The organism is Ottowia thiooxydans DSM 14619 (assembly GCF_000422885.1).
Classification (GTDB): Bacteria; Pseudomonadota; Gammaproteobacteria; order Burkholderiales; family Burkholderiaceae_C; genus Ottowia; species Ottowia thiooxydans.
In genome coordinates this window covers 16,330-43,221 of sequence record NZ_AUGX01000033.1, presented here as the reverse complement: position 1 = coordinate 43,221, position 26,892 = coordinate 16,330, and the positions used below count along the sequence as shown (strand labels likewise).

General features: G+C 58.1%; 29 protein-coding genes. 15 read left to right on the top strand and 14 right to left on the bottom strand.

Translation table 11 applies throughout. The features are described 5' to 3' along the window. The first annotated feature begins 56 nt into the window (after positions 1–56). The 4 genes from surE (at position 57) to rlmD (ending at position 4,353) form a co-directional block, all read left to right on the top strand. Positions 57–839: a 5'/3'-nucleotidase SurE gene (surE, locus tag G518_RS0120805; RefSeq protein ID WP_028604191.1), complete on the top strand. Its 783-nt coding sequence runs from the start codon at positions 57–59 to the stop codon at positions 837–839. Continuing rightward, on the top strand, positions 839–1,657 hold the full coding sequence (locus tag G518_RS0120800) for a protein-L-isoaspartate(D-aspartate) O-methyltransferase (RefSeq protein ID WP_036595472.1): 819 nt from the start codon (positions 839–841) through the stop codon (positions 1,655–1,657). The genes surE and G518_RS0120800 overlap by 1 nt, the downstream gene beginning before the upstream one ends. Positions 1,658–1,680: 23 nt before the next feature. After that, positions 1,681–2,613 (top strand): peptidoglycan DD-metalloendopeptidase family protein, encoded by a 933-nt coding sequence (locus G518_RS0120795; RefSeq protein ID WP_084652057.1) that lies wholly within the window; start codon positions 1,681–1,683, stop codon positions 2,611–2,613. A gap of 270 nt (positions 2,614–2,883) precedes the next feature. Further along, a complete protein-coding gene (gene rlmD, locus G518_RS0120790) occupies positions 2,884–4,353 on the top strand; it encodes a 23S rRNA (uracil(1939)-C(5))-methyltransferase RlmD (RefSeq protein WP_084652068.1) in 1,470 nt (489 codons plus the stop codon). Positions 4,354–4,439: 86 nt separating this feature from the next. Here rlmD and G518_RS0120785 read toward each other — a convergent pair whose 3' ends face one another. Genes G518_RS0120785 through prpB form a run of 5 tightly spaced genes read right to left on the bottom strand, consistent with a single transcriptional unit; the run spans position 4,440 to position 8,419 of the window. Then, positions 4,440–4,847, bottom strand: coding sequence for a 5-carboxymethyl-2-hydroxymuconate Delta-isomerase (locus G518_RS0120785; protein WP_028604187.1), 408 nt, complete (start codon positions 4,845–4,847; stop codon positions 4,440–4,442). A gap of 21 nt (positions 4,848–4,868) precedes the next feature. Continuing rightward, positions 4,869–5,630, bottom strand: coding sequence for a fumarylacetoacetate hydrolase family protein (locus G518_RS0120780; protein ID WP_028604186.1), 762 nt, complete (start codon positions 5,628–5,630; stop codon positions 4,869–4,871). After that, complete coding sequence (locus G518_RS0120775) at positions 5,627–6,412, bottom strand: fumarylacetoacetate hydrolase family protein (protein WP_084652066.1); 786 nt, start codon at positions 6,410–6,412, stop codon at positions 5,627–5,629. The genes G518_RS0120780 and G518_RS0120775 overlap by 4 nt, the downstream gene beginning before the upstream one ends. A gap of 56 nt (positions 6,413–6,468) precedes the next feature. Then, entirely contained in the window at positions 6,469–7,467 is a 999-nt protein-coding gene (locus tag G518_RS0120770) for a Bug family tripartite tricarboxylate transporter substrate binding protein (protein WP_051237158.1), read from the bottom strand. Positions 7,468–7,501: 34 nt separating this feature from the next. Beyond that, positions 7,502–8,419: a methylisocitrate lyase gene (prpB, locus tag G518_RS0120765; RefSeq protein WP_028604183.1), complete on the bottom strand. Its 918-nt coding sequence runs from the start codon at positions 8,417–8,419 to the stop codon at positions 7,502–7,504. A 136-nt stretch (positions 8,420–8,555) separates the two neighbouring features. On the opposite strand from prpB, the gene G518_RS0120760 reads away from it, so the two are divergent. Continuing rightward, positions 8,556–9,317 (top strand): IclR family transcriptional regulator, encoded by a 762-nt coding sequence (locus G518_RS0120760; RefSeq protein WP_036595470.1) that lies wholly within the window; start codon positions 8,556–8,558, stop codon positions 9,315–9,317. A gap of 69 nt (positions 9,318–9,386) precedes the next feature. On the opposite strand, the gene G518_RS0120755 is transcribed toward G518_RS0120760, so the two are convergent. The 7 genes from G518_RS0120755 to nth form a co-directional block, all read right to left on the bottom strand. Next, the gene (locus tag G518_RS0120755) at positions 9,387–10,727 is read right to left on the bottom strand and encodes an LLM class flavin-dependent oxidoreductase (RefSeq protein WP_028604181.1); all 1,341 of its coding nucleotides are present in this window, start codon (positions 10,725–10,727) and stop codon (positions 9,387–9,389) included. Between the two features lie 251 nt (positions 10,728–10,978). After that, the gene (locus G518_RS0120750) at positions 10,979–12,085 is read right to left on the bottom strand and encodes an ABC transporter substrate-binding protein (protein ID WP_028604180.1); all 1,107 of its coding nucleotides are present in this window, start codon (positions 12,083–12,085) and stop codon (positions 10,979–10,981) included. Between the two features lie 40 nt (positions 12,086–12,125). Next, complete coding sequence (locus G518_RS36135; RefSeq protein ID WP_051237156.1) at positions 12,126–12,947, bottom strand: ABC transporter permease; 822 nt, start codon at positions 12,945–12,947, stop codon at positions 12,126–12,128. Between the two features lie 8 nt (positions 12,948–12,955). Next, complete coding sequence (locus G518_RS36130) at positions 12,956–13,729, bottom strand: class II aldolase/adducin family protein (protein ID WP_036595467.1); 774 nt, start codon at positions 13,727–13,729, stop codon at positions 12,956–12,958. Positions 13,730–13,753: 24 nt separating this feature from the next. Next, a complete protein-coding gene (locus G518_RS36125; RefSeq protein WP_084652055.1) occupies positions 13,754–14,608 on the bottom strand; it encodes an ABC transporter ATP-binding protein in 855 nt (284 codons plus the stop codon). After that, positions 14,601–15,992, bottom strand: a complete 1,392-nt coding sequence (locus G518_RS0120730; RefSeq protein ID WP_051237155.1) for an NtaA/DmoA family FMN-dependent monooxygenase — start codon at positions 15,990–15,992, stop codon at positions 14,601–14,603. Before G518_RS0120730 ends, G518_RS36125 begins: the two co-directional genes overlap by 8 nt. Positions 15,993–16,494: 502 nt before the next feature. Continuing rightward, positions 16,495–17,133, bottom strand: a complete 639-nt coding sequence (nth, locus tag G518_RS0120725) for an endonuclease III (RefSeq protein ID WP_028604178.1) — start codon at positions 17,131–17,133, stop codon at positions 16,495–16,497. A gap of 158 nt (positions 17,134–17,291) precedes the next feature. Here nth and G518_RS0120720 point away from each other — a divergent pair, with 158 nt between their 5' ends. The 7 genes from G518_RS0120720 to G518_RS0120690 all read left to right on the top strand — a co-directional run bounded on the left by G518_RS0120720 (position 17,292) and on the right by G518_RS0120690 (position 23,519). Continuing rightward, entirely contained in the window at positions 17,292–18,482 is a 1,191-nt protein-coding gene (locus tag G518_RS0120720; protein WP_028604177.1) for an aminotransferase-like domain-containing protein, read from the top strand. A gap of 109 nt (positions 18,483–18,591) precedes the next feature. Continuing rightward, entirely contained in the window at positions 18,592–18,921 is a 330-nt protein-coding gene (locus G518_RS0120715) for a hypothetical protein (protein WP_028604176.1), read from the top strand. Between the two features lie 178 nt (positions 18,922–19,099). Continuing rightward, positions 19,100–19,543 (top strand): thioredoxin TrxC, encoded by a 444-nt coding sequence (trxC, locus tag G518_RS0120710; RefSeq protein WP_028604175.1) that lies wholly within the window; start codon positions 19,100–19,102, stop codon positions 19,541–19,543. Between the two features lie 86 nt (positions 19,544–19,629). Beyond that, a complete protein-coding gene (locus G518_RS0120705) occupies positions 19,630–20,622 on the top strand; it encodes a sigma-54 interaction domain-containing protein (RefSeq protein WP_084652053.1) in 993 nt (330 codons plus the stop codon). Between the two features lie 170 nt (positions 20,623–20,792). Continuing rightward, positions 20,793–22,154, top strand: a complete 1,362-nt coding sequence (locus tag G518_RS0120700) for an acyclic terpene utilization AtuA family protein (protein ID WP_028604173.1) — start codon at positions 20,793–20,795, stop codon at positions 22,152–22,154. Between the two features lie 26 nt (positions 22,155–22,180). Continuing rightward, positions 22,181–22,525 (top strand): DUF4387 domain-containing protein, encoded by a 345-nt coding sequence (locus G518_RS0120695; protein WP_036595463.1) that lies wholly within the window; start codon positions 22,181–22,183, stop codon positions 22,523–22,525. Between the two features lie 16 nt (positions 22,526–22,541). Beyond that, a complete protein-coding gene (locus G518_RS0120690; RefSeq protein ID WP_051237153.1) occupies positions 22,542–23,519 on the top strand; it encodes a tripartite tricarboxylate transporter substrate binding protein in 978 nt (325 codons plus the stop codon). A gap of 225 nt (positions 23,520–23,744) precedes the next feature. On the opposite strand, the gene G518_RS0120685 is transcribed toward G518_RS0120690, so the two are convergent. Next, the gene (locus G518_RS0120685) at positions 23,745–24,470 is read right to left on the bottom strand and encodes an META and DUF4377 domain-containing protein (RefSeq protein ID WP_245598061.1); all 726 of its coding nucleotides are present in this window, start codon (positions 24,468–24,470) and stop codon (positions 23,745–23,747) included. Here G518_RS0120685 and G518_RS41095 point away from each other — a divergent pair. The 3 genes from G518_RS41095 to map all read left to right on the top strand — a co-directional run bounded on the left by G518_RS41095 (position 24,469) and on the right by map (position 25,726). Then, a complete protein-coding gene (locus G518_RS41095) occupies positions 24,469–24,627 on the top strand; it encodes a hypothetical protein (protein WP_245598059.1) in 159 nt (52 codons plus the stop codon). The genes G518_RS0120685 and G518_RS41095 overlap by 2 nt on opposite strands. A gap of 110 nt (positions 24,628–24,737) precedes the next feature. Then, on the top strand, positions 24,738–24,950 hold the full coding sequence (locus G518_RS0120680; RefSeq protein WP_028604169.1) for a ParD-like family protein: 213 nt from the start codon (positions 24,738–24,740) through the stop codon (positions 24,948–24,950). Then, positions 24,947–25,726 carry a type I methionyl aminopeptidase gene (map, locus tag G518_RS0120675; protein WP_028604168.1) on the top strand — a complete coding sequence of 260 codons (780 nt, stop codon included), beginning with the start codon at positions 24,947–24,949 and terminating at the stop codon, positions 25,724–25,726. Before G518_RS0120680 ends, map begins: the two co-directional genes overlap by 4 nt. 209 nt (positions 25,727–25,935) lie before the next feature. Here the strand turns inward: map and G518_RS0120670 are convergent, their stop codons facing one another. Next, positions 25,936–26,874, bottom strand: coding sequence for a beta-keto acid cleavage family enzyme (locus G518_RS0120670; protein ID WP_028604167.1), 939 nt, complete (start codon positions 26,872–26,874; stop codon positions 25,936–25,938). Positions 26,875–26,892: the final 18 nt, after the last annotated feature.

The following is a 26,892-nucleotide window of genomic DNA, read 5'->3' as shown; positions in this document are numbered from 1 at the left end:
TCGGCAGGCGGAGGCGCCCGTGGCCCCTACAATCGGTTGCATCTGATTCTTATCCCATGAAAATTCTGCTTTGCAACGACGACGGTTTCCAGGCTCCCGGCATAGTGGCGCTGTATGAAGCGCTGAAAGACCTCGCCGAGGTGGAGGTCATCGCGCCTGAGCACAACAACAGCGCCAAGTCGAATTCGCTCACGCTGTATTCGCCGCTCTATGTGCATCAGGCTGCCAACGGCTTCCGTTATGTCAATGGAACGCCGGCAGACTGCGTGCACATCGCGCTGACCGGTTTGCTGGGCTATAAGCCCGATCTCGTCGTGTCTGGAATCAATAATGGTGCCAATATGGGTGATGACACCATCTACTCAGGTACGGTGGGGGCGGCTATGGAGGGCTATCTATTCGGCATTCCCGCCATTGCGTTCTCCCAGGTAGAAAAAGGCTGGGGCCACATAGATGCCGCTGCCGCCACCGCGCGCGACATGGTCTCAAAAATTGGTCAGCATCGGCAGGATGGCGGTAAACCATGGCTGCTGAACGTCAATATTCCCAATCTGCCTTACGAGCAGATCAAATCCCCGAAGATCTGCCGTCTGGGTAGGCGGCACGCCGCTGAAAAAGTCATTACCCAGACCAGCCCGCGCGGTGACACCATGTACTGGATCGGTGGCGCCGGAGCAGCCTCAGATGCGGCTGATGGCACTGATTTCCATGCGACTGAACAAGGCCATGTGGCCATCACGCCCCTGAAAGTCGATCTGACCGACCACGACGCACTCGGATATTGGACGCAAGGCCTGGGCCATATGTTGGCCAGTGCCTCCACTGGGGTGGAAAACTGATGGCTGCACCGCCACGCCCGGGCTTTCCTGCCCGCATCAATACCCTGGGCAAGACATCCAATGCGCCCGCAGCCCGCCCAGCTCCACGCAGGCCGGTAGCGAGCGGCCCGGCTTCTTCCGCGCCGGCATCCATGCCGGAAAGCAGTGGCGTCATGATGCCAGGGCGCGACACCATTCCGGCGCGCGCGCGCATGGTCCAGCAATTGGCCGACTCCGGCGTAAGAGATGCTCAGGTCTTGCGCGCCATGGGGGCGGTGGATCGGCATCGCTTTGTCGATGGCGCCCTGGTGCCGCAGGCTTATGAAGACACCGCACTGCCCATAGGCCTGGGGCAGACCATCTCCAAACCTAGCGTGGTGGCACGCATGATCGAGTTGCTTATGCAAGGCGGTCTGCGCGGGCCCGATGGCCGGCTGGGTCGCGTGCTCGACATCGGAACGGGGTGTGGTTATCAGGCCGTGGTGCTGGCCCAGGTGGCCACCGAGGTCTACAGCATCGAAAGATTGCGAGATTTGCACGAAAAAGCACGCGCTAACCTGCGCCCTATGCGCATTGCCAACGTACACTTGATTTTGGGCGACGGAATGGCTGGGTTCGCCAAGGGAGCCCCTTACGCTGGCATCATTGCAGCGGCGGGTGGGGAAGCTATCCCTGATGCCTGGATCGAGCAGCTGGCCTATGGGGGACGCTTGGTGGCTCCCATTGCCACAGCGCCGGGCCAGCAGGCTCTGATGGTCGTAGACCGGTCTCGGCAGGGGGTCCAGCAGACTATTTTGGAAGCAGTCAACTTCGTGCCTCTAAAATCGGGTGTCGCGTAACGCGCTAAGGATTCTTTTTGTCTATGCTTTTTCTTTCAGGAAAACGGCGGGCTCTGCCAGGTTTTCTTGCTTCCCAAGGGGAGCGGCCTGGGTGCCGTCCGGCTCTGAGTGCGCTTAATCGCAATACGGTAGCGCTATTGATAGCGGCTGCCGTGTTGTCTGGCTGCAGCACTACTTCAACCACACCAGCTCCGGTTGAAGATCGTGGGGTAAGTAGTCCGCCACGGGCGGCTGCGGTTGATCCAGTGACTCTCCCCGGTGCTGAGAACGCCGGTAAGCCTGGTTTCTACGCCGTACGACCCGGCGACACCATCATGAAGATCGCCACGGAGGTCAATCAGCCTTGGCGTGACATCGTTCGTTGGAATAATCTCGATAATCCGAACCTTATCGAGGTTGGCCAGGTTCTGCGCGTGGTGCCACCTACAGGGGGGGCCGTGGCCTCAGCGCCTGCCAGTGGCCCAGCCTCCAAGCCTGCCGTGCCGGTGGCTACACAGACCACGCCGGGTGTTACCCCTGCGCCGGCTGCCCAGCCTTCCGCAGCGGCACCTGCGGCCGCGCCAGCTCCGGCGCCCTCAGCAGGCGCTGATGATGTCGCATTCATCTGGCCTGCCAGCGGCTCGGTCGTTGCGGGATTCGATGAGGCCAAAAATAAAGGCGTGGCCATCAGCGGTAAAGCCGGTGATGCAGTCATGGCTGCGGCAGACGGCAGGGTCGTTTACGCGGGTTCTGGCCTGCGTGGATACGGAAACCTGATCATCCTCAAGCACAACAACACCTTCCTGACGGCGTATGCGCACAATCAGGCGCTGTTGGTCAAGGAAGACCAGAGTGTCAAAAAAGGCCAAAAGATCGCTGAAATGGGTTCTAGTGACGCGGATCGTGTCAAACTGCACTTTGAGATCCGTCGTTCGGGCAAACCCGTCGATCCCACGCGCTACCTGCCAGCTCGGTGAGCAGCCATTTGGCGGGGTACTGGCTTGAGCTAGCACGCGCGCTGAGAATTTAGGTCGGTCGAATCGTTGCCGATCAACGACACACCTCGGCGATGGCCGGGTGGTGTCGTGCGGTTTTTTGGGCGCCGGTAATACGGTGCGGAGTTTCAGCGCGTTTTTTTGAATTGGCATGACAAACGAATTCGCCGCAGGCGCGGCATCAACGTCGGATGATTACTCTTTGTCAAGGCGAGCCCCGTTCCCATTGAAAGCACCGCGAGGTCATTGCTTGTGACTTCAGTCATTGAAAACGAAGTAAGCTTTTCAGCCCCTGAAGAGAGCTTGCCGGCGGGCTGGTTGCATGTCGATTCACTAGATATTGACGCCCAGGGCATTGCCCGCCGTCCCGATGGCAAAGTCGTGTTCATTGATGGCGCGCTGCCGGGGGAGCTGGTGTCGGCTAATGTGCATCGCAAGAAGAACAATTGGGAAGCCGCCTCACTCACCCAAATTCACCGTGAATCCAGTCAACGCGTGCGCCCAGGGTGCCCGCACTTTGGCCTGCATGCAGGCGCTTGTGGTGGCTGCAAGATGCAGCACCTTGACGCAAGCGCCCAGGTGGCGGTCAAGCAACGCGTGCTGGAAGATAACTTCTGGCATCTGGGCAAGGTCAAACCTGAACTGATTTTGCGGCCCATTGAGGGGCCGGCCTGGGGTTACCGCTACCGCGCACGGTTTTCTGTGCGCTATGTGGAAAAGAAAGGCCAGGTGCTGATCGGCTTTCACGAGCGCAAGAGCCGGTATGTGGCGGATATGCGTGAATGCCCAGTGCTGCCACCCCATGTGAGCGCGCTGCTGTTGCCGCTCCGCGCGCTCATCTACGGTATGCAAGCGCGGCAGACCTGCGCGCAGATTGAACTCGCTGCCGGCGATGGCGTCACTGCGCTGGTGTTGCGCCACCTGGAGCCACTGTCCGCCGGTGACCTTCAAAAGCTGCGCGAATTCGGAAAAGAGCACGCAGTGCAGTGGTGGCTGCAGCCAAAAGGGCCGACTACAGTTCATTTGTTGGAGGAGGGCGGCCCTGAGCTGTCTTATGAGTTGCCGGATTTCGGCATCACCATGCCCTTCAAACCGACTGACTTCACCCAGGTCAATCCTCACATCAATCGCGTGCTGGTTACCCGCGCACTAGGTCTGCTCAAAGCGCAGCGCCATGAGCGGGTGATTGACTGGTTCTGTGGCCTTGGGAATTTCACACTGCCCATCGCCACACAAGCTGGCAGCGTCCTGGGAATTGAGGGGAGCGATGCACTGGTTGCTCGTGCAAATCAGAACCTGGAGAGAAACCGGGCCGCGTCAAATCCTCCAGCGGCACTTAACGCCGAATTCGTCGCGCGCAATCTTTTCGAAATGACGGCCGAACTGCTGGCCGCCGACGGCTATGCCGACCGCTGGTTGATCGATCCTCCTCGTGAAGGTGCGTTTGCTCTTGTGAAGGCGCTGGGCGCCATTCATCAAGCCCGTATAGGTGCGGAAGATGCAGAACCCCTACCAGCGAACGCCCAGGATTGGAAGCCACCGCACCGCATCGTGTATGTGAGTTGCAATCCGGCTACTTTGGCACGCGATGCCGATGTACTCGTGCATCAGGCCGGTTACCGCTGCGTCGCGGCTGGAGCGGTCAATATGTTTCCCCATACAGCGCATGTGGAGAGCATGGCGGTGTTTGAACTCGCCACGCCTGAACAGCAGCTGTCCTGAAGCGCGGCGGGCACTTATTGCCGGCTATCGCGCAGAGCCTGTTGAACACGCTCTGCGCACGCGCTCATAACGCGCGAGGGGCCAGATCAAGCTCGCGTAAACAAGGGATGCAGGCTGCTGTGTTTGGCATCAAACACCTGTCCGGGGCTTTCGTCTATCTGTAGCGTGATCCCTACCGGGCGTTGAGCCAAGAGCGGTTCTAGTCGCTGACGAAGGGTCGCTAGCAAGGCGTCGCCAACGCTTTTGTGCACAGCGCTGCTTCGACCTGTCCCCATGCGCAGGTTCGCATATACAAAACCATATTCTCCGCTGCCATCGGCAACGGCCGCATGTGCCGCAGGGTAGGCCAGTACGCGTGTGCCACCCGTGGGGAAAACCTGTCGGTCTGCTTCATCCCGTTGAGTGAGCATGGTGTTGGCTAGTTCTCGGCATAGCGCAGGGATATCTGCGTCTTTTTCGATGTCGGGCGTGTAGAGAATGACGAGGTGAGGCATGGGTAGAGTTTGTAAAGGTCTTTAGCGTCCGAAGTCGGAGTCGTCTGCAATGGTGTTGATGAGCGTGCCAATGCCTTCAATTTCGGTCACGACCTCATCGCCCGCTTTCACATCCACAATGCCGTCGGGCGTACCCGTCAGGATGATGTCTCCTGGCGAAAGGGTCATGAAGCTGCTGAGATATTCGATAAGGCCGGCGACGTCCAGGATCATGTCGCCCGTGTGGCCTTGCTGCGTGACCACGCCATTGACTCGGGTGGAAAGAGCGAGCGCCTGCGGATCTGGCACATCAGCGGCGTCTACGAACCAGGGGCCCAGCGCAGTACAACCATCGCGATTCTTGGCGCGCAGGTTGGGGCGGTACCAGTTTTCGATGTAGTCGCGGATGACGTAGTCGTTGGCGACGGAGTAGCCTGCCACATACTCAAGCGCCTGCGCACGCGAAACGCCACGTGCGCTACGCCCTATCACTACCGCGAGTTCGCACTCATAGTGCATGAAGGTCGCGTCAGCCGGGCGGCGTGCAAAGCCAAGGTGGCCCACCAGTGTGCCCGGCCCTTTCAGGAAGGCCAGTGGCTCGTCTTGGCGTGCATTGAAGGCCAGTTCCTTGGCGTGCTCGGCGTAGTTGAGCCCAAGCGCGATGATCGTGCCAGGCTCCACTGGTGGCAGCCAGACGACCTGGTGGTGGGAAACCACGCGGCCATCGGTCAGTCGTACCTCATGATCCCCGGCGGGCGTAGCCGTGTGAATGGCGCCAGCGTAGGCAACGCGTGCGGTTTTCATGCTGACACTCCTTTCAGTGTCTCTTCAGTTATCAGTGGGTTCTCCAGTCGGCCGACGCCTTCTATGTCTATGGCTACACGCTGGCCAGCACGCGCCAGGGGGGCGCCAAATGCGCCGAAAGGCACGCCGGTGATCAGCAGGTCGCCCGGTTGGAGTGTCATGAAATCGCTTATCTCGGCGATCAAGCGGGCGAGGGGACGCACGAAGCCATTCGTGGAGCCATCAAGCACCAGGACTCCATCGATCCAGGTACGTACACTCAGCGCGTCGGGATCTGGTACTCGCGCAGCGGGACAGACCCATGGGCCTACAGGGCAAAAACTGTCTCGGACACGATGGCGGATCGACGGACGGTAGAAGCTGTTATGCGGCACGGTCACATCGTTGACCACGGTGTAGCCGGCTACCATGGCTAGAGCGTCTTCTTCACGAATACGGCAAGTTGTACGGCCAATCACAGCGCCCAGTGCGCCGCCCATGAGCAGGGCGGGCGCATCGGTGGGCACTTGGATGGGCGCGCCGTGGCCCATCTGAGTATTGCGCGGCTTCACATAAAGCACGGGAGCTTTTGGCGGCGCTTTGTAGGGTGGTTGATCGATGCGTTCGCCCAGCGCGGCCATCGCCTTGGGGTCGTTGTGCAGTACACCGTAAATCGTGCCGCCAATGGGTACGCCAGCATGTTCGCCAGCCGCTAGAAAAGCCAGAGCGCGCGCGAGAGAGATATCAGCGGCCAAGGGGCGCCCGGCAGGTTGCCACCGGACTTCGTCAAGTTGTGGGTTCATCAAAAAATTCTCGGTCAATGGATACAAGAGCTGGTTTGCGGTCGAGCGAACCGGACCTACTCTTTCTGTAGATTGGTTTGCCGGATCACACCCGACCAACGATCTGTTTCGCTGCGCATGAGTTCAGCAAATTCGTTCGAGCTTCGGCTGCCCGCAGGCTCAACCCCAACGCCTTCAAAACGAGTAAGCAGGCTCTTGGATTGCAGTCCCTTGTTGATCGCAGTGTTCAGCCGGCTCACTATGTCGGGAGGGGTGCCACGTGGTGCCGCAATGCCATACCAACCGGTCACGTCGAAATTGTTGAAACCTTGCTCGGCCACAGTCGGCACTTGAGGCAGCAGTGGATAGCGATCCGGGCTTGTCACTGCCAGCGGACGCAGTTTGCCGGCCCTGATGTGGGGGAGCACAGCTACCGGGCTCGACACCATCACGGGCACTCTGCCGGAAAGCACGTCCGTAATGGCCTCGCCCGATCCCTTGTAGGGAATGTTGGGAATATCTATGCCCACCGTCGTTTTAAATAGCTCGCCCGCTAAAAAGGCTGCCGCCGCGCCACTGGCGTAGTTGAGCTTGCCAGGGCTTTTCTTTGCGTACTCCACAAAGCTCTTCAGCGTTTGCGCCTCCATCGAGGGGTGTACCACCAGCACATAAGGCTGCCGTGAAACGAGCGAGATCGCATCAAAATCGGCCGGCTTATAAGTGGCGGCCTTGTAGAGCGAAGGATTCATCGCCATCGTGGCCTCGATGGTGAAAATCAGCGTGTAACCATCAGGCGCGGAGCGCAAGCCTTGCAGGGTGCCCACGATGCCGTTGGCGCCCGCTTTATTGTCAACAATGACGCTGGTGCCTAGTACCGCAGCCATTTCCTGCGCCACCACTCGCGCAACTACATCCGTGCCGCCGCCGGGTGCGAAGGGCACGATCAGGCGAATGGGTCGGCTAGGATAAGTGTCCTGCGCCAGCGCGGGTTCAGCACTGGCCAGTAGAGCCCCGCCGAGCCCTGCTGATATGGATAGCATTTGGCGGCGCGTGAGCCGCGAGTAGTCGCTTGTCACAGCTTGTCTCCTTTATTCAGCAGTTTTGGCTGGATCAGCTCTGGCGAGCGGAGCGCGAGAAGAGCTGATCTATTTTTTGCTCGTAGGCGTGATAGTCGAGGAATTCATAGAGCTCATCGCGTTTTTGCATGATGTCGAGTACGTTTTTCTGTGTGCCTTCGTGGCGGATGGCGTTGTACACCTTGAGGGCGGCGGCATTCATGGCGCGCGCTGCAGATAAGGGGTAAAGCGCAGCGCCCACGCCTGCACCGGCCAGTTCCTGGGTCGTGAAGTTAGGCGTCTTGGAAAACTCGGTGACGTTGGCAAGCACCACGTCGGGGCGGCCCAGCCTATCGGCAAAAGCACGGTATTCGTCGAGGGTGGTGCAGGCTTCAGCGAAGATCATGTCAGCACCAGCTTCCATGTAGGCCGAGGCACGATCCAGCGCGCTGTTCAATCCTTCAATGGCTAGAGCGTCTGTGCGCGCCACGATGACGAAATCAGGGTCGGTGCGTGCATCGACTGCCGCCTTCAGGCGGTCCAGCATCTCATCGCAACTGACTATATCTTTACCCGGACGGTGTCCGCAGCGTTTGAGTTGCACCTGATCTTCCATGTGAAGTGCAGCGGCTCCATCGCGGATCAAGCCTTTCATCATGCGTGCGATGGAGAAAGCGCCGCCGAAGCCGGTGTCTACGTCCACCAGCACAGGCAGATCCACAGAGTCAGTGATGCGGCGCAAGTCTTCCAGAACATCGCCAAGGTGGGTGATTCCCAGGTCAGGCAGTCCGTGCGAGTAGTTCGCCACGCCTGCGCCTGCCAGGTACAAGGCCTTGAACCCCAGCGTCTTGGCCATCATGGCCGTGTAGGGATTGAGCGTTCCTACGATTTGCAGCGGCCTTTCTTCCGTCAAGGCCTGACGAAAGCGAGCACCAGGGGACAGCGTTGAAGAAGATTTTTGAGGGGATTGCATAACTACTCCTAAATATCCATAATATGGACTGTTTAAATACTCGTTTTGGTCGGCGAGTGAGCGGTAGTATCTCCTTAAATTACTGGGGAAAATACTTAGGAAAACCCCTATTTGTAATTCACAATATGGACTAAATATGGCTGGAACTCAAAGCTTTGAACGAGCAGTGCTGTTGCTGCGCTTGGTGGCTCATCAGCATCGGGAAGGCGCGCGTCTGGCGGAGTTGACGCGCGCGGCCGGGTTGACACAGCCCACGGTGCATCGCATCGTCATGGGCCTTGTAGCGGAAGGGTTGGTGTCGCAGCATCCGCAGACCCGGCGCTATCACCTGGGGCAGATGGTTGCTGATTTGGGGCTGACAGCTGCCATGAGCTATGACTCGCTTGATCTCTATCGTGCGTGCGTCGCGCGATTGGCCAGCGATAGTGAGGACACGGCCTTCATGTCCAAGCGGAGCGGCCTGGACATGATCTGTGTGGAGCGCCGTGCGGGTGCACACCCGGCCAAGGCGTTCGTGCTTGATGTGGGGGTACGCCGGCCTCTTGGAGTGGGTGCCAGCGGTATGGCCGTTCTTTCTACCTTGGATCCGCAGGAAGCTCCGCGTGTTCTGGAGGCGAATGCTGGCGCGATTGCTCAATTCGAATCGCTGACTCTCAAGGAAATTTCAGCGTTAATGCCTGTGCATGCGCGTGAAGGCTATGTGCTGAGAGATCACGACGATACAGACGTACGCACTATTGCTGTACCTGTACGCGGAGTGCAGGGAACCGGCGTCGCCACGTTCAGTATCTCGACCTTTCGTGCACGCATGCCTATGGAGCGCGTGCCTGAGATCGTTCGTATGCTCAAGCGTGAGGCCGCGTGGGTGGAAAACCTTGAGAGGAATGGTTCCCCATGAACAAGAGTGGGTTGATGCCCAAGAGTGAGTGTCTCCCCTTGTTTGGTTGGCGCCTTAGGGCAATCCTGATCAGGCTGCAGCAGCTAGCGAATGCGGTACACCCAAGCCCAGGTTTTCGCGCAGGTGCCGGCCTTCATACGCGGTTCGAACCAATTTGCGGCGCTGCAGTTCCGGTACCACCTGACTGACAAAGTCGCACAGGCCTTCCGGAAGAGTGAGCGGCATGATGTTGAAGCCATCGGCCTGCTTGTCCTTGTGCATGTGCTCCAACTCGTCTGCCACATCTTGCGCCGTACCAATGACATATCGATGGCCGCGTGCGCCAGCCAACATAAGGTAGAGCTGCCGGATCGTAAGCTTGTCGCGACGCGCCACTTCCAGAAGCACCTGCTGGCGACTCTTGCTGCCATTGGTCTCAGGCAGAACATCGGGCAACAGCGAATCCGGAGGGTAGGACGAGAGATCCAGACCGCCTGTGGCGTTGTAGAGCAGGTGATGTCCGACCGAAGGGTGCACCCGCGAATCTAGCTCGTCTTTCAGCTCTTGCGCGTGCGCCCGGGATTGGCCGATCACTGGTGCCACACCAGGCATGATCAAAAGGCTTTCCGGACTACGGCCTGCCTCAGCGGTGCGTGATTTCACCTTCGCATAAAACGCCCTGGCGCTGTCCGCCGAAGGCTGTGCGGTGAACACGATATCGGCCGTTCGAACGGCCAGTGCTACGCCGGTGTCTGAAGACCCTGCTTGCACTACGATTGGTCTGCCTTGAGGGGAGGGCGCAATATCCAAAGGGCCGCGAACCGAGAAATGAGGCCCCTGGTGTTCAAGTACCCTCATGCCATCAGGGTCCAGAAAAATGCCGCTCTCTGCGTCGTCGTGAATGGCTTCAGACTGCCAACTGTTCCACAGGCCCAGCACCACATCTGCAAACTCTGAAGCTCGTTCATAGCGGGGTGCATGGGCCGCATGGCGTTCATGCCCAAAATTCCAAGCCTCTGGATCATTCTGTGAAGTCACCAGATTCCAACCCGCACGGCCCTGGCTGAGCAGATCAAGCGAAGCGAATTTTCGTGCGACGTGAAACGGCTCGTTGTAGGTGGTGGAGGCCGTGCCAATCAGCCCGATATGCTGAGTGACCGCCGCCAATGCCGAAAGTAAAGTGAGCGGCTCCAGCCCCAGTGTTCGCGCCGTCCGGCTGATGGCAACGGGATCAGTTGTCCGCACCCCCAGGAAGTCAGCCACGAACAGAAAGTCGAGGCAACCAGCCTCAGCCTGCCGAGCAATCTCCAGGTAATGCCTGAAATCCGTAGACGGATTCGACCGCCGCCCCGGCCGCCGCCAAGCCGCCACATGATGCCCATCCGCCAAAAGAAATAAGCCCAGGCGTATCGGAGAAGAGGATTTGGTCATACGGAATAAACGGAGTGGGAACGTACTCTTACGAAGGTGACATAAGCGGTTCCGGAGCAACCGGGATGAGTTACTGAAGGAGCGAGTTCTCCCCGGCCGCGAGTGGCGTCCCCCTGGGGGATCGCCGCCAGCGATGGCTCAAGGTCAAAGGGCCGCGGAGCAGGCCATACGCGAGTAGCCGCTGAGCTGGCTTTGCCAGGCCGCAGGCTGCGTCCCCCCGGGGGGATGGCGCGTAAGCGACTCAGGGGGGGTTAATAGAACACTGCGTAGGGCTTCGCCCGCTCCCGAGCGGCCGCCCATTGCTGGCTGTTCAGCGCGGTCTTGCCGGTGTAGCGCAGATCGAATACCTGGCTGATCGGGGGCGCTGCCGTGTTGGGCTCGCCCAGGAACTTGACGATCAACTCTGTGTACTCTTTCAGCGCATTCGGCTCTGCCGTGCCCAGGCCGGTTTGACGCGCAGGCTCGGCATTGCCGATGTGTTGGTACAGGCCCAGGCCAATCTTGGCAAATTCTGGCCCGGTGGACGAAAGCCGTACTTCGGGCGCGGCTTTGAAAAACAGATCAAGTGCTTTATCTGGTTCGGTCAGCGCCACCTTGATAGCCTCCAGCAAACCTTCAGTGATGTTGCGGACCAGTTCTGGGTCTGATTCAAGAATGGCGTTCTTGGTGACCAGCACATGTCCGTAGGTTTCCAAGCCAACGGCCCCGTAGGGCAGATAGCGCGGCTTGATACCTTGAGATAGATACACCGGCGCTGAGCTGCCGATTACCGTGCTGTTGGCCTCTGCCAGCTTGTTGATCACGGCGTGCGTGCTGTTGTCGAAGTTGACGGATTTGATGCTCTCCGGGTCCACACCAGAACGCCGCAGGTATTCCGGCAAGAAGATGCTGTCGCTGGTGGTGAGGGTGCGCCCCACGGTGCGCCCGGATAGGTCTGAAGGCTTGCGAATCGGACTGTCGTCGCGCAGACCCACTGCCCAGCCATTGGTGTAGGAGGTGATGGCCACGCCGCGTAGCGGCAAGCCCTTGGCTACGCTGAGTACAAGGGAGGGAAACTGGGAGATTGCGAAGTCCAACTTATCCGAGGCTACGCCCTGCAGCGCGGGGAATGAACCCTTGTGGCTGAACAGCTCCACATCCAGGCCCCGCTTTCGCCAGATGTCAGTTTGCTGCGCTACTTGAGGATAGAGCGTGCTCCCCTGGGGAACGTAAGGCAGGCCTATGCGCACCTTGCGCAAGGTGCGGGGCTGGGCAAAAGACGGCAATGCCGTGCTGGCCGCTGTCACGGCCAATATCTTGACGAGATTGCGCCTGATACTGGACGTGGTTTGGGCGGAGAAAGCGTTTGGGTCGGTCATGGAATTGAACTCCGGTAGGAGAAATGAAGTGAGAGACGGGTCAGGAACTGCGGTACTTGCGCAACACTATTTTTTCGACGGCAGTGACTACGCCAAAGAGCAACATGCCTCCGGTGCTAAGGCAGACCACGGCTGCAAAAATGAGTGCGGTGTCGGCCTTGGAAGAAGCGAAGAGGATCAGGTAGCCCAGGCCGCGCTGAGAGGTGATGAACTCTCCCACCACAATCCCTATGAGCGACAACGACACGGCGATCTTGCTGCTGCTGAAGATGTAGGGCAGGGCGGTGGGAACGCGCAGCGTCGTGAAAATCTGCCAAGGGGTGGCGCGCAAGGACTGTGCAAACCGCACCAGATGAGATGGCGCCGTGGAGAGTCCGGTGATGGTGGAAATCATGACCGGGAAGAAGCCCATGAACGTAGCAAACGCCACTCGGGATTCCGTTTCAATACCAAACCACACGATGAACAAGGGCGCCAGCGCGATCTTGGGCGTGAACTGCAACAACACCAGGTTGGGGAAGACCGCTTCCTTGATCGGCTTGTAGAGGGTGATGAGGAAGGCCAGGGTCAGCCCGAGTGTGGTGGCGCAGAAAAAGCCAAAGACCACTTCGCGCAACGTGGCTGCCGCGTGCGGCAAGATCACGTCATAGCCGCGGTACAGCACGCTCGCAACGTCGCTCGGCGCTGGGGCTGTGGCCTTGGAGACCTCAAAGAACCGGCAAACAAACTCCCATAGCAGCAGTGCGCATATGGCCGTGGCAGCAGGTGCAGCCACTCGGCGCAGTCGATCCCAGCCATCGAAGACAGGCGTTGTCAGAACGATGCGGTTCTGGCGCAGGGCAGCCACTTTTTCAATACTCATGGTGTGGCCTAGGTCTTGTACTCAGGACTGACTTCGTCCAGCCAGCGAATGAGCGCGGGCCAATCCCGGTTTTTTTCCGTGATGACGCCGCGCCCCCTTATTTGGTTGGCAGCGTGAAGGGAGACCTCTTCGGGCGGAATGATGATTCCTTCCACACCGCCTGCGGCCTGAAGCGCGCTGAGCTGCGCACGTGCCGCATACTCAAAGTGGTGGTGTTCGACGTAAGCCTCAGGAATGGTCCGCCCGCCAATGAGCACCCCATGGTTGCGCATGACGAGAAACTGCTTGTTGCTCAGGCTGGCCAGGATGCGGTCACGCCCCGCCACATCGAATTCGAAGCCGTCGAAATCGTGATACGCCAAGTGCCCGTAAAAGCGCACCGCGTGTTGAGTGATAGGCAGGAGCCCCACTTTCAGCACTGACAAGGCCATGTTGGCTGGTGTGTGCGTATGAAATACGGCTTGCAGATCAGGCCGCCCTTGCAATACCCCGCCGTGGATGACTTGCCCGCCCGCGCTGATGGAGTAGGGGCTGTCAAGCAGGCGCTTGCCTGCAAAGTCGTACTTCACCAGCGAAGACGCAGTGACTTCGCGAAACAACTGTTGCTCGCCCTTGATGAGGTAGGCGTCTTCCTGGCCGGGTACCCGAGCTGAAAGATGGTTGTAGGTCAGATCAAAAATACCGGTCAAGGCCATCAGACGGTAGGTCGCGGCGAGCGCCACGCGTGCTTCCCATTCCTGAGGGGACACCTGGTCTGCAACGGAATTCAATTCTTGGCTCATGGATTTTTGTGGGGGAGGTTCAAGCTACGCCGTGGTTCTCTGGATCTGCTGTCGGAAGGATTCCAGTCGCTGGCGAAACAAGGGGTTGGGAGTGCGTACGGCGTTGCCGGGTTCATGTCCGGAGATCAGGTCTCGGATCTGGCTTTCGAGTTGCCTGAACTCCTGGGAGTGCAAGACTTCTGGCGGTCGGCGCGGACGCTCGAATGGCACAGCGATATCGGCGACGATTCGCCCTGGCCGCGCTGACATCACGAGCACCCGGTCAGAGAGCAACAGTGCTTCCTGAATGCTGTGCGTGATGAGCACCACGGTCTGGCTCAGGCTCTCAGTCAGCTCGAGCAGCAGCAGGTTCATTTCATCGCGGGTCAATGCGTCCAGGGCGCTGAAAGGCTCGTCCAGCAAAAGGATTCGAGGAGAGTAGGCCAGTGCGCGGCAGATACCCACCCGTTGCCGCATGCCTCCAGAGAGTTCATGGGGAAGGCGATCGCGAAATCTTTCGAGGCCCAGCAGTTCCAGCAGTGCAATCGCTTGTGGCTCCACTTGCTGCACAGGAATGCCGCGAATTCGTGCCGGATAAAGCACGTTTTCCATGACGTTCTTCCAGGGAAGCAGCGTGGCATCTTGAAAGACAATGCCAACCCGGTCGCTGGGCTCTGTGACCGGCTGGCCTTCGATCTCCACAATGCCGGCGTCAGCCTGATCCAGGCCTGCCATCAGCATGAGTGCCGTACTCTTGCCGCAGCCACTGGGCCCTACCAGGGCCACGAACTCGTGACGTGCAATGGAAAGGTCAATGCGTTGTAGAGCTTCCGTCGTGCCGGTGCGGCCTTGGTAGGTTCGGCCTACATGGCGGAAGCTGATTTCCGGTGTATCAGCCATGGGCTGCCGCGTTCACATTGGCAGGGCGGGCAAGGTTGAAATGCTCCCGCAGCGTGGAGCCGGCATATTCGGTTCGGAACAGGCCTCGAGCCTGCAACTCAGGAATCACAAGCTCCACGAAATCCTCAAGAGCTCCGTCCATATAGGGCGGAAAGATCATGAAGCCGTCTGCGGCCCTTTCTTCGAACCAGTGCTGAATGAAGTCAGCGACTTCAGTTGGGCTACCCACCACCTCTTTGAAGAGCTCGTGGCGCCGGTAGTAACGGAACAGATCTGCAAGCGAAATGTCTTCCTCTCCGTAAAGCCAACGCGCTGTGCGCAGATGTTCCACTGCGTTTGCGGTGGCTGCCAGAAACGCGGGCACCTGGGATATCCGCGTGGAAGCCTCGAACCCATCGAGGACCACGCCCAAGCCTTGCGAGAGCGCCTGGAGGTCAATCGGTATGGGCCAGGATTCTTGTACCTGTCGGTACAGCGCATGAGCTTCTTTTGAAGTCTTGGCGGTGTACACCGCAATGCCCGGAATCACCACCTGCGCGTCTGGATTCCGGCCGGCCGCCGCGGCGCGGCTTTTTAGACGGGCGTAGTACTCCTTGGCACCTTCAAATCCTAAAGAAGATGAATCCGTGAATTTGATGTCAGAAAATCTGGCCCCCAATTCAATCGAATTATCTGAACGGCCAGCATTGACGATGGGTAATTGCCCTTGAATTGGGCGTTCAACATTCAGCGGGCCTTCTACTGAGAAAAATTTTCCGCGGTGGGAGATCTTATGGATTTTGGTTGTATTAAGGAAGGATTTCTTCTTGTCTCCTAAAATGGCATCATCTTCCCAGGAGTCCCAGAGGGATTTGACCACTTCAATAAACTCAGAAGCCCATTCGTATCGCAGTGAATTGTCCCAATGTTCTTTTCGGCCATAGTTTTGTGCAGCTGATTTGTCTTCACCAGTCACAATATTGAGCCCGATCCGACCATTGCTCAGATGGTCCAAGGTCGCAGTGGCCCGCGCTACGCTATAGGGTTCAGAGTAGGTCACATTGACAGTGACCACAATTCCGATTTTCTCAGTTACCCCGGCTACGAATCCGGCGAGTGAGAGCGCTTCGGGCCGGAGTACCTGGTTGGGGCGTTCATTTTGTAATTCAGTAGAAGATGAAACACGATCGCCGATGAAGAAAAAGTCAAACTTTCCGGATTCCGCAATTTGAGCGGATCTTTTGAAAAGATTGCTGTCAATATCGGCACCCGTTCGCGCACCAGGTAAGCGCCAACCGGCTGGATGGAAGCCAAAAGGCCAAATGGTGAAACCCAGGTGCAACTGCCGCGTCTGCTTGTTCAATTCGATTCCAATGAGAATTATTTTCCAGCCAAATGGCTTCATGGCATTGAGTGTTGCAGCTTAGCTTGAAGATTTCAAATTATTAATCGATGCTTATAATTTATTGGAAAATAATTCTTTAATTATTTTCTAAGAATGAAATTGAATATTTATATTGATAAATATCCTATGAGGGCTTTACAAGGCGCAGATCGGCCGTTGCGGTGATCCAATTACGGGGGCGGCACGGCGGTTTGCTTGCGGGCTAACCTCAGCTCAGGCGTCAACCTGGTGATGGGATGAGCTGATGCCGAGCGGGAATACCGCGTTCCCAGCGGGGGCCGCGATTGAAATGGGGATGTCTGCCCTGGGAACGCTGAGCTCCCGTTCGGCTCTCTTCTCCACGGCGAAAAATGTGGACGCAAAGCAGAGCCGGGTGGACCCAGGAGACAACCTGGCCGCCCTTCGCTCAAGCTCCGTTCGGAAGCCTTGGAGATCTATTTAAAGACCTTGAGCATGTGCGCGCTCCATCCAGACGGGGCGTGACTGGCTGGCGTGGCCTCGCTCAGGGAGCCAGAGTCTTGGGAGAAAAATCGCAATCAGCTGCGGCCACACACCGCCAGCACTGCGGTTTGCGCGCCACGCAAACATAGCGGCCGAGCAAGATCAGCCAATGATGGGCGTGGTCCATGTATTTGGCAGGAACACGCTTTAGAAGCTTCAATTCCACTTCCAGCGGTGTCTTGCCTGGTGCCAGGCCTGTGCGATTACCAATGCGAAAAATGTGCGTGTCCACGGCCATCGTGGGTTCGCCGAACGCCACATTCAGGACCACATTGGCCGTCTTGCGGCCCACACCTGGCAAAGCTTCCAATTCCTCACGTGTACGTGGCACTTCGCCTGCGTGCTGCTCGATCAGAATGCGGCACGTTTCCAGCAGGTGTTTGGCCTTGCTGCGAAAGAGGCCGATGGTCTTGATGTAGTGCTCAAGCCCGTCTTGTCCTAGCGCCAGGATTTTCTTCGGGGTGTTCGCCACGGGGAAAAGCACCCGAGTCGCTTTGTTCACGCTCACATCTGTGGCCTGCGCAGAAAGCAGCACGGCGGCGAGCAATTCGAACGCGCTGGAGAATTCCAGCTCGCTTTGTGGCTCTGGATTGGCCGCTTTCAATGCGGCAAAGAAACGGTCAATCTGTGGCGGATTCATGATCTTTGGCGCTCGCTCAAATCTCGCGGAGCGGGTGGCTGGAAGATGCAAAGGGCACGATATTGCCACGAAGCTCCACTGCCTCCCCAGTTTGTGTTCTGGTGATTAGCGACAATAGGCGCTTCCAACAGAGAACTGCCGTCATGCCGAACACAGCCTTGCCCTTCGCTCAGCGCCTAGACAACGTGGAAACATCAGCTATTCGCGAGCTCTTCAAGCTCCTGGGCAAGCCTGGCATCATCAGCTTTGCGGGTGGCTTTCCAGACAGCGCCATGTTCGATGTCTCAGGAATTGCCGAGGCCGCGAACAAGGCGCTGACCGAAGAACCCGGTGGCGCCCTCCAATATGGTGCCACGGAAGGGTACGAGCCCCTGCGTAAGCAATTGGCGGCGTTCATGGCGCAAAAGGGCGTCCAGGGCTTGGCGCCCGAACAGCTCCTTGTGACCACCGGCAGCCAACAAGGCCTTGATCTTCTTGGTAAAACGCTGATCGATCCAGGAAGCAAAGTGATCGTGGAGGGGCCTACATTCCTGGCCACCATTCAATGCTTTCGCCTCTACGGTGCTGATCTGGTCAGCGCGCCCATTGATGCAGATGGCGTAAAGGTTGATGAGCTGGAAGAGCTCATCAAGCGCCACAAGCCCAAGTTCATCTATCTGATTCCCACCTTCGGTAACCCCAGCGGCGCCATGATGAGCCTGGAGCGGCGCAAACGGGTGCTGGAGCTGGCGGTGAAGTATCAAACCTTGGTGGTTGAAGATGATCCCTATGGCGATCTCTATTTCAATGCCGCGCCTCCGCCGAGCCTCCTGGCGCTTAGCCACGAGGTGCCCGGTAGCCGAGATTGGCTGGTCCACTGCGGCTCACTCAGCAAGGTGCTAAGCCCTGGTCTTAGGGTGGGCTGGATGGTGGCGCCAGCTGAGCTGCTCGCCAAGGCGGTCATGTGCAAGCAATTCAGCGATGCCCACACCAGCACCTTCGCGCAGGCTACAGCCGCGCAATATCTGGCTGCAGGGCGTATGCCAGCCACTCTGGCCCACGTGCGCAAGGTTTATGGCGCGCGCTCCAAAACCATGTGCGATACGCTACGCAGCGAGCTAGGTGAAGCCATCGATTTTGTGGCGCCACAAGGGGGCTTGTTCGTGTGGGCGCGCCTGACTGGAGCCAACGGCAAGACCAAGGATGGTGCTGCCTTTGCCCGCCAAGCCATCGAAAAAGGCGTGGCATTCGTGCCAGGAGCGCCATTCTTTTGCGCTGATCCCGATCTCAGCACGCTTCGCCTCTCGTTCGCTACCGCGGATGAAGACAGAATCCGTGAAGGGATTGGGAGGCTTGCACAGGCTCTGTAAGCCACTACAGACGGTTCCAGGCGCTCTTTGGAAGGGGCAGGCGGTGCCGCGTGGGGGCCCGCCACTGCGGCCCTCTTGCATTCATTCAGCCAGTCCCCAACTGGGCAGCATGAAAACATTGCAAGCCCCTACCCAAACGACCGCCATTCTGGCCCAGTTGCTGGAACGGTTGGACGCAAGCCGTGTGCCGGTGGATGCGCACCAGTATCGAACCGTGGTTGACCGACTGGCGCAAGACTTGGCCAACGCTGAGGTTGATTGGGCTCCGCTGCTGGCCCAGAGCCCTGCGGCAACCGAGATCTACGAAAACCTTCACTACGCAGAGGCCGGCCTGTGCCGGTCGCCGCTTGAATCCGCCACGACGGCCGAAATGGCGGCACGCCAAACCATCGCGCACGCGCGTCGGCGTGACGAACCGGCCGCCGCTCCGGATTTTTGATGATTGGTGTTAACGCGCCCGAGGGCGCAGCGCACTGAATCTCCCTTAGTGTGGGCGTGTGAAGCGCCCGGAGGTTTGCTAAGCCTGATCCTTCAGGCCTTTGAGCAAGCCCTCAGGCGCTAGGGTAAATTTAGTGTGAGCACGCCCTCATTGTTCAACCCACCACGCCCTGACAGCCATGAGCGAATCCCTGCATATCGTTTGCCCGCACTGCCACACTACCAACCGGGTACGAGCCGATCATCTGGCTAGCCATCCAGACTGCGGCAGCTGCCACCAGGCTCTTTTCACCGGCCACCCCGTGGTGCTAGATGATGACGCAGCTTTTGAAAAGCACCTCACGCGCAGCCAGATTCCGCTCCTCGTCGACTTCTGGGCGCCGTGGTGCGGCCCTTGCCGCATGATGGCTCCAGCTTATGAGCAAGCGGCATCCCAACTGGAGCCGCAGATGCGGGTGGCCAAGGTCAATACCGAGGCCGCTCAGGCCTTGGGGGCTCGCTTTAATATTCGCAGCATTCCCACGCTGGCCCTGTTTGTGGGCGGGAAAGAAGTAGCCCGGCAAGCTGGGGCCATGACCGTTCCGTCGCAGATCGCTCAGTGGGCCAAGGCTCAGGTTCGGTAGGGCAGATCGCCCTCTGAGTTTTGGGCTGAAGTTTATTCAGGCCATAGTGGTTGGCCCAGGAGTCGACACGGCTGTATCCTCCTGGGGTGAAACGTCCTGAACCCAGTACCACACTATCTGCCACCCTGATTGGTGAGCATCCTTCCATTGTTCGCTTGCGCCAGCTGATTGACCGCGTAGGTCAGAGCAAGGCCAGGACAGTGTTGATCTACGGTGAAACAGGCACGGGCAAGGGGCTTGTGGCGCGTCTTTTGCACCAAGCCTCCAACCGCGCACCCGCTCCTTTTGTAGACATCAACTGCGCCGCTATTCCCGGACCATTGCTTGAGTCTGAGTTGTTCGGGCATGAGAAAGGGTCTTTCACAGGGGCTGTGGGTCACAAACAGGGATTGATCGAGTCAGCAGACGGTGGCACGGTGTTTCTAGATGAGGTGCGGGAGCTTGATATGGTGATGCAAGCGAAGCTTCTCACCCTGCTGGACACCCGTCGTTTCAGGCGGGTAGGCTCCGTTCGCACGACGGATGTGGATGTTCGTTTCATCGCCGCTACGAACAAGATTCTCCTGGGGGAAGTCAAGGCGGGTGCCTTTCGCGACGATCTCTACTATCGGCTGCAGGTGGTCTCCATGAACCTGCCACCACTCAGAGAGCGGGGTGATGACATTTTCATGCTGGCGCACGCGCATCTGGACGTCTGCAACAAGGTTCACGGCAGTCGCATGAGACAACTGGATCCCGAGGTAGAGGAAGTGTTTCGTCGTTACGCCTGGCCGGGAAATGTGCGAGAGCTCGAGAATTTAATAGAGCGCATCTGCCTTCTGGAAGATGGTGAGCAGGTCATGCTGAAGCACCTGCCGGACCGCATCATTCGTGAAGCGCGCAACGCTCGCCCGCCGCCTGCCGCCCCTGGGGGAGGTGGGCCGCCATATCACGAAGCCACCGCTCAGTTTCAAAAGCAACTGATCGGCGACGCACTTGCCGACTGCCGTGGAAACCTGGGGGATGCCGCGGCTCGCCTCGGGTTGACCCGTCACGCACTACGGCATCAGATTCAGAAGCTGGGCATGAATACCCCGTGAATATCGTGCGTGAAATTTTTAGATGAGTGTAAATTTACACGCAATCTATCGATTTCCATTCTGTGATGTGATCATAAGTATTTGATTTAAAAGGTATTTAAATTTTTCGTGAGGTTGGCACGCATGCTGCAATAGTTCTTGCATTCGAAACGAAACGAGAGAAATGCAGCATGGACTCCCTCAAGATCATTTGCCCTAACGGACACCTCGGGTTCGCCCCTCTGAGAACGGAGAGCTTTGAGATAGGGGTACAGGCTGCGCCAGACTACATTGCCGCAGATTCCGGAAGCGATGACGTAGGTCCGGTGCCCCTTGGCTCTGACACCTCCACCAGCCCTGAGAGTTGGCAGCGGCATGATCTGGAGAAAATGCTCCTGGCTTCGCGCAAGCTGAAGGTGCCCATGGTCATTGGTTCAGCTGGTGACACAGGAAGCAACAGCAGGGTGGATCTCTACGTGTCCATCATCAAGGAATTGGCACAGAAACACGGCTTGCCAAAATTCCGTCTGGGGTATTTCTATTCCGAGGTCAGTAAATCTGATTTGCGCGCCCGTATGGAAAAAGGGGCTGCTGTTCGCGGGTTGGACGGGTTCGAGGACTTGAGCTTGAGTGAGCTGGATGCCACGGATCGAATAGTCGCCATGGCTGGCGTTCATCCTTACCGCAAGCTCCTGGAGCAAGGCGCCGACGTGATCATTGGAGGCCGCAGCTCGGACGCTGCAGTCTTTGCCGCTCCGGCACTGCACCACGGCTTTCCCGCTGACAACGCGTACTACCTTGGAAAAGTGCTTGAGTGTGCTTCGTTCTGCGCTGAGCCGTATGGGGGCAAGGAAACCGTCATGGGTGAAATTTCCCAAGACGATGTTCGCGCGACAGCCATGCATCCGCAGCAGCGCTGCACGATTGCCTCGGTATCTGGCCACGCCATGTATGAGCGCTCAAACCCCTATGAGGAGTTCTTTGCGGGTGGAAAGCTGGACATGACCCACTGCCATTACGAGCAGATCAGCGAGCGAACCACGCGCATCACCGGCTCCCGTTTCTTTCCTGATGCTCAGGTCAAGGTCAAACTTGAAGGCGCTGGAAAGGTGGGGGAACGATATGTGGGCATCTGCGGCATTCGAGATCCCTACACCGTGGCCAACGTAGATGCCGTGATTGGATGGGCGCGCGATCAGGTCAAGGCACGGTTTGGTAGCGAGGGTTATCAGCTGCATTACACGGTTTATGGCCGCGATGGCGTCATGGGACCGCTCGAGCCCTTGCGCGACAAGCCCGGTCATGAACTGTGCGTCATGGTCCAAGGCGTTGCGCCTACCCGTGAAATGGCAGAGGAGGTGGCCATGATTGGATTGCGCCAGATGTTCTATGCCCGGCTGCCAGATGTGAAAGGCACTGCAGGTTCGGTGGCCTTCCCGCTGGATGAAGTGCTGCACGCCAGTCCCGCTTACCGCTGGACCCTCAACCACACCATAGAAGTGGCTGACCCGATGGAGCTGTTCTCCACCAACATGACCGAAGCCGGCGTCTGAACAAGCTAACGAACGAGATCAACCAAATGACCAATGCAGCAAAACTTAGCGAACTGGCAAAGACCATCAGAAGCAAGAACGCCGGTGTCAACAAGATCACCTTTGACATCATCTTCCGCGAGCAGGGCACCTACGAGCGAGTCAAGCGATCGGGCGCCATCACACGGGAATCCATGGCCGCTCTCTACCGGATTGCGCCATCACGCATCAGCGATTTCGTGGAGTATGACCCTGGCCTGGCTATCAAATTCACCATCTTCCGCGAGAGGCCAAGCGGTTGTGCCGGAGACGGTGACATTTTTGGTGCCCAGCAATACGCACCCTTGCTAGACGTCTCTATTCCGGCTGAACCTTCCTCCAACCTTCTCTAGAGATCAGGAAATCATCATGGTCATTTCTAAGCTTTTCCGCCTATTGGTGGTTGCAGTGAGTTGCTTGCCAATGTTCAGCGTCGCGCAACCGGAGGCCGAACCAAAGTTTCCGGCCTTGATGAAGATCGTTGTCCCGTTCTCACCCGGGGCGAGCAACGACGCCATAGCTCGAGCGGTTTCGCCCTTACTGGCCAAGCGTTTGGGCACCACGGTCATCGTGGAAAACAGGCCCGGTGCAGCAGGCGTGATCGGTGCTGACTATGTAGCCAAGAGCCCGGGTGATGGATCGGTGCTGCTGCTCACTTCATCGACGTTTCTCACCGCGGCTGTAACTCAGCCGAAGTTGCCATATGACCCGGTGGCTGCCTTCGCTCCCGTGGCGCTCATTGGTGACGGTCCGATGCTTCTGGCAGTCAGTGCGCAGACGCCTGTCAAATCGATCGGCGAGTTCATTGCAGCTGCAAAAGCAAAGCCGGGTGCGTTGACCTATGGCACCTCAGGGACGGGCTCCATTGCGCATCTGGCCACTGAGATGCTGGCGGACGCTGCTCACTTCAAGATGACACACATTCCCTACAAAGGGGCCTCCAATGCCTTGTTGGACATGGCGGGTGGACAGATCGACATGATGATCTCCAACTACACCTCCATCGCATCGCAAATCAAGTCCGGGAAAGTGCGTGCCCTGGCCGTGACCTCGGCTCAGGGCAACCCGATGTTTTCGGAACTCCCCCCGATTTCGAGCGTAGTGCCGGGATACACGGCCGACATCTGGGTTGCCCTGTTCGCGCCTGCCTCCATGTCCCCTGCCTTGGTAGCCCGGCTTAATCGGGAGCTCGTTCAAATTGCAAAGACCCCTGAGGTCAAGGCTTTGCTGGAACCCGATGGCGCCACGCCCATGGCGCTCGCACCGGAAGAAGTTTCCAAGCGGATCAGGAGCGATCTTGCTTTATGGAAAAAAATTGCCTCAGATAAAAAGATTGTGATCGAGTAAAGGCTCTGAGTTAGCAGATCGCGCAGCGGGCCAAGGCCCGTCTGCGCTAACAGCCGTTGCGGTGAGACTCAGAGAGTGGTTGCTCTTTGTTCTTCGAGCCATCCCCTTGCTACGCGGCAGGCGATCAGGATCGACGTTTTGATGCTTCCGCTGCACATTAGCTGTGAAGACGTGCCTAGATCTTGAACATGTTCGTATCTGCGACACGCTTCGCGGCGAAGCGGCTTAACGCATGCGTTCAGATTCAACCACCATATCCAGCACATAGACGTGTGCTGAGGCATCCGCAGGAACGTCTTTCCGAACAAATCGATTCACCCGCAGGATTTGGCGCATACCGGGTTCATGTGTGAACCCCTGGATCTCGGTGTGAAAATTCCCCCATGGGCCCACACGGAGCTTCACGCCGTTCTCACGGTAGCTGACGACGCGTACATACAGGCATTGCGCATCTTTCATGACGCCGTTTGAGCACGGCACACGCTGAGGGCCTACTTCCAGGAACATGCGTTCACCACGGCCACCGTATTGGGTCTGTGGCGTGGGCGTACCACTCAATTCCCACCGGCTTTTATCGGCAAACTGAATAGACAGTTGCGGCTTGGCGCCACTTTGCACACTGAAGCTCGAAGCGGTTGGCAGCTGAGCGGCCACTTGCTGCTCCAGCTTCATGAGCTGAGTGTCGGCGCAGGCACGCATGGTGGAGATAGGCCGGTTGACCTGCAGACGGGACCCGTCTGTGGTGTACGCCGCACCCACGATGTTGCACAGGTTCCGTACCGACACCTGCCCGCCTTCAAAACGCAAACGTAGGGGCTGCCTGCCGTTCAACATCCACTCCGTTGCCGCTTGACCGCGCGCATCGTGGGCCGCTGTCAAATCCCACTCGTACGCTGTCAGTGGGGAGGGGGCAGTGGCGGACACGTTCGCCGGCGGGGAAGAGGAGGGCATGGCTGCTCCTGGTGGGGTGCTCGCGCAGGCCACGACCAACGAGGCCAAAGCAATAGTCGTCAAGGATTTGAAGAGGGTGAAATTTCCAGAGCGCATGAGATTTAAAGCCAGTGAGTGCTATACCTTTCCGACCTTACAACAGATCGGCTTTGATTGACGCGGGAGGCTCGCACGTTTTCTATCTTTAAGTGGCCCACAGACCCTCAGAATATATAGAAAATATACGGTTCGTGTATATTTCGTATATTAATACTCTGGAGTTGGCTAATGGGAATTGTGAACATCGACGACGACTTGCATGATCAGCTCCGCAAGGCGTGCACGGTTTCGCATCGCTCTATCAACGCTCAAGCCGGGTTCTGGATTCGTATTGGCATGATGTGCGAGATGAATCCTGACCGGAGTTTTCAAGAACTGGTTGCCCAGGAGTTGAGATCCGCAGGCGTTCAACCGCCAGTGCTCCATGGCGCGCGATCATGATCAAGAATCCTGAGGAGATTGCGCTCATGGCTGAAAGCGGCCGGCTGCTGGCGTCTGTTTTTCGGGCGGTGGATCAGTTGGCGCTGGCCGGAATGAACACCATGCAGGTAAACGACTTCGTTGAAAAAATGATCGTTGAAGACCTGCAAGCACGGCCTGCCAGCAAGGGCCAATACGGCTTCCCCTATGTCCTTAATGCATCCATCAACCATGTGGTTTGCCATGGCATGCCCTCCACATCAGACGTTCTGAAGACCGGGGATATCGTCAACTTCGACATCACCCTGGAAAAAAACGGCTTCATCGCAGACTCCAGCAAGACCTATCTCGTAGGAGAGGTGTCTTACGCGGCGAAGCGCTTGGTGGATGTGACCTATCAGGCCCTCTGGAAAGGCATCGCAGCAGTACGCGCCGGTGCGTCGCTTGGAGATGTGGGGCATGCGATTGAGCGCCACGCAAGAAAGCATGGCTACACCATCGTGGAGGAATATTGCGGGCACGGCATTGGCAGGGAAATGCATGAGGAGCCGCAAGTGCTGCACCACGGACACCCCGGAACTGGCTTGGTGCTTCGCGAAGGCATGGTCTTCACTATCGAGCCCATGCTCAATCAGGGCAAACGCGCAGTTCGTACCGAATCGGATGGATGGACGGTGGTCACCAGAGATGAGAAGCTTTCAGCGCAGTTTGAGCACACGGTTGCCGTCACAAAAACCGGTGTGCGTGTCTTGACACTGCGCTCTGATGAGAAGCCCCTTTGCCCGGTGCAGCAATGAGCGGAACGTAAACAAGTAGTGCGGAAGTAGCTTTTCGCTTCCTCCTGCTTTCCGTTGTCTCTCCGTATTTCAGCGTGCCTACGCTGCGACCGAAAAGACGCTTCTGACGTCATTGCACGCGCCGGTTGGTAGGTTCGTCGACTTTGAGTGTCCCGGAACAGGCGCTCGTGAACTTAGAAAGCCTTGTTCATTATGGCGCGCTGCGCGACTTATGCAGGTTGTGCCATGGCGCCGGGCGCGAACTGAGGCAATGGCCCACCTACGCGGGGCAAGCCCATGATCTGACGTGCTTCTTGTGGCGTGGCAGGCTCCATGTCAAGCTCGCGGATCACGCGCACTATGCGCTCGGTGAGCTGCACGTTGGTTGCGAGTTCGCCTTGACGGTAGTAGAGGTTGTCCTCCAGTCCAACGCGTGCATGGCCGCCCAATAAAAGCGCGGCCACGTTGGCCTCCAGCTGTGAGGTTCCGATACCACTGACGCAGAAGATACTATTTTTGGGCAGCACGTCTACCATCTGCTGCAGATAGCGCGGCGAGAAAGGCATTGCGTTCTGGAAATTCCTGTGCACGTTCATCACCAGGTTGATGAAGTGAGGGGTATCGTCGTGGCCTTCTTCAATCAGCGTGGTCACGTCCTGAATGATGTGGGTGTGCGCAAACACCTCCCACTCAGGCTTGATGCCGCGAGCCTTCATGCCTGCCGCCAGCTCTCGTCCTTTGGATAGCGGTGTATCCATGAGTATCTCCCTTCCGTCGAAGCTGAGATTGAGCGTGGTGGCGTCCAGGGTGCACATCTCGGCACCGGCATCCATTCCCTTGATGCGCTCTTCCCAGGCGATCTCCCAGCGGCCACCGGGCAGCTCGCGAATCATGTCTCCGTGCACGCCACCGCCAGTGGAGTTGTTCAGCACGATATCGCAACCAGCGGCGCGGATGCGAGCGTTCATATCTCGGTAGATGGCCGGGTTGCAGGTGGCACCATCGTCAGGGCGGCGGGCATGCAGGGCCACCACACTGGCGCCTGCATTCCAGCAGCGAACTACATCGTCTGCGATCTCCGCTGGCTGTGTGGGCAGATGAGGATTCTGTGATTTGTGGGCCATGCCCCCTGTAGGTGCGATGGTGATGATGACCTTGCGTTTGCTCATGACAGCTGGTGAAAATTG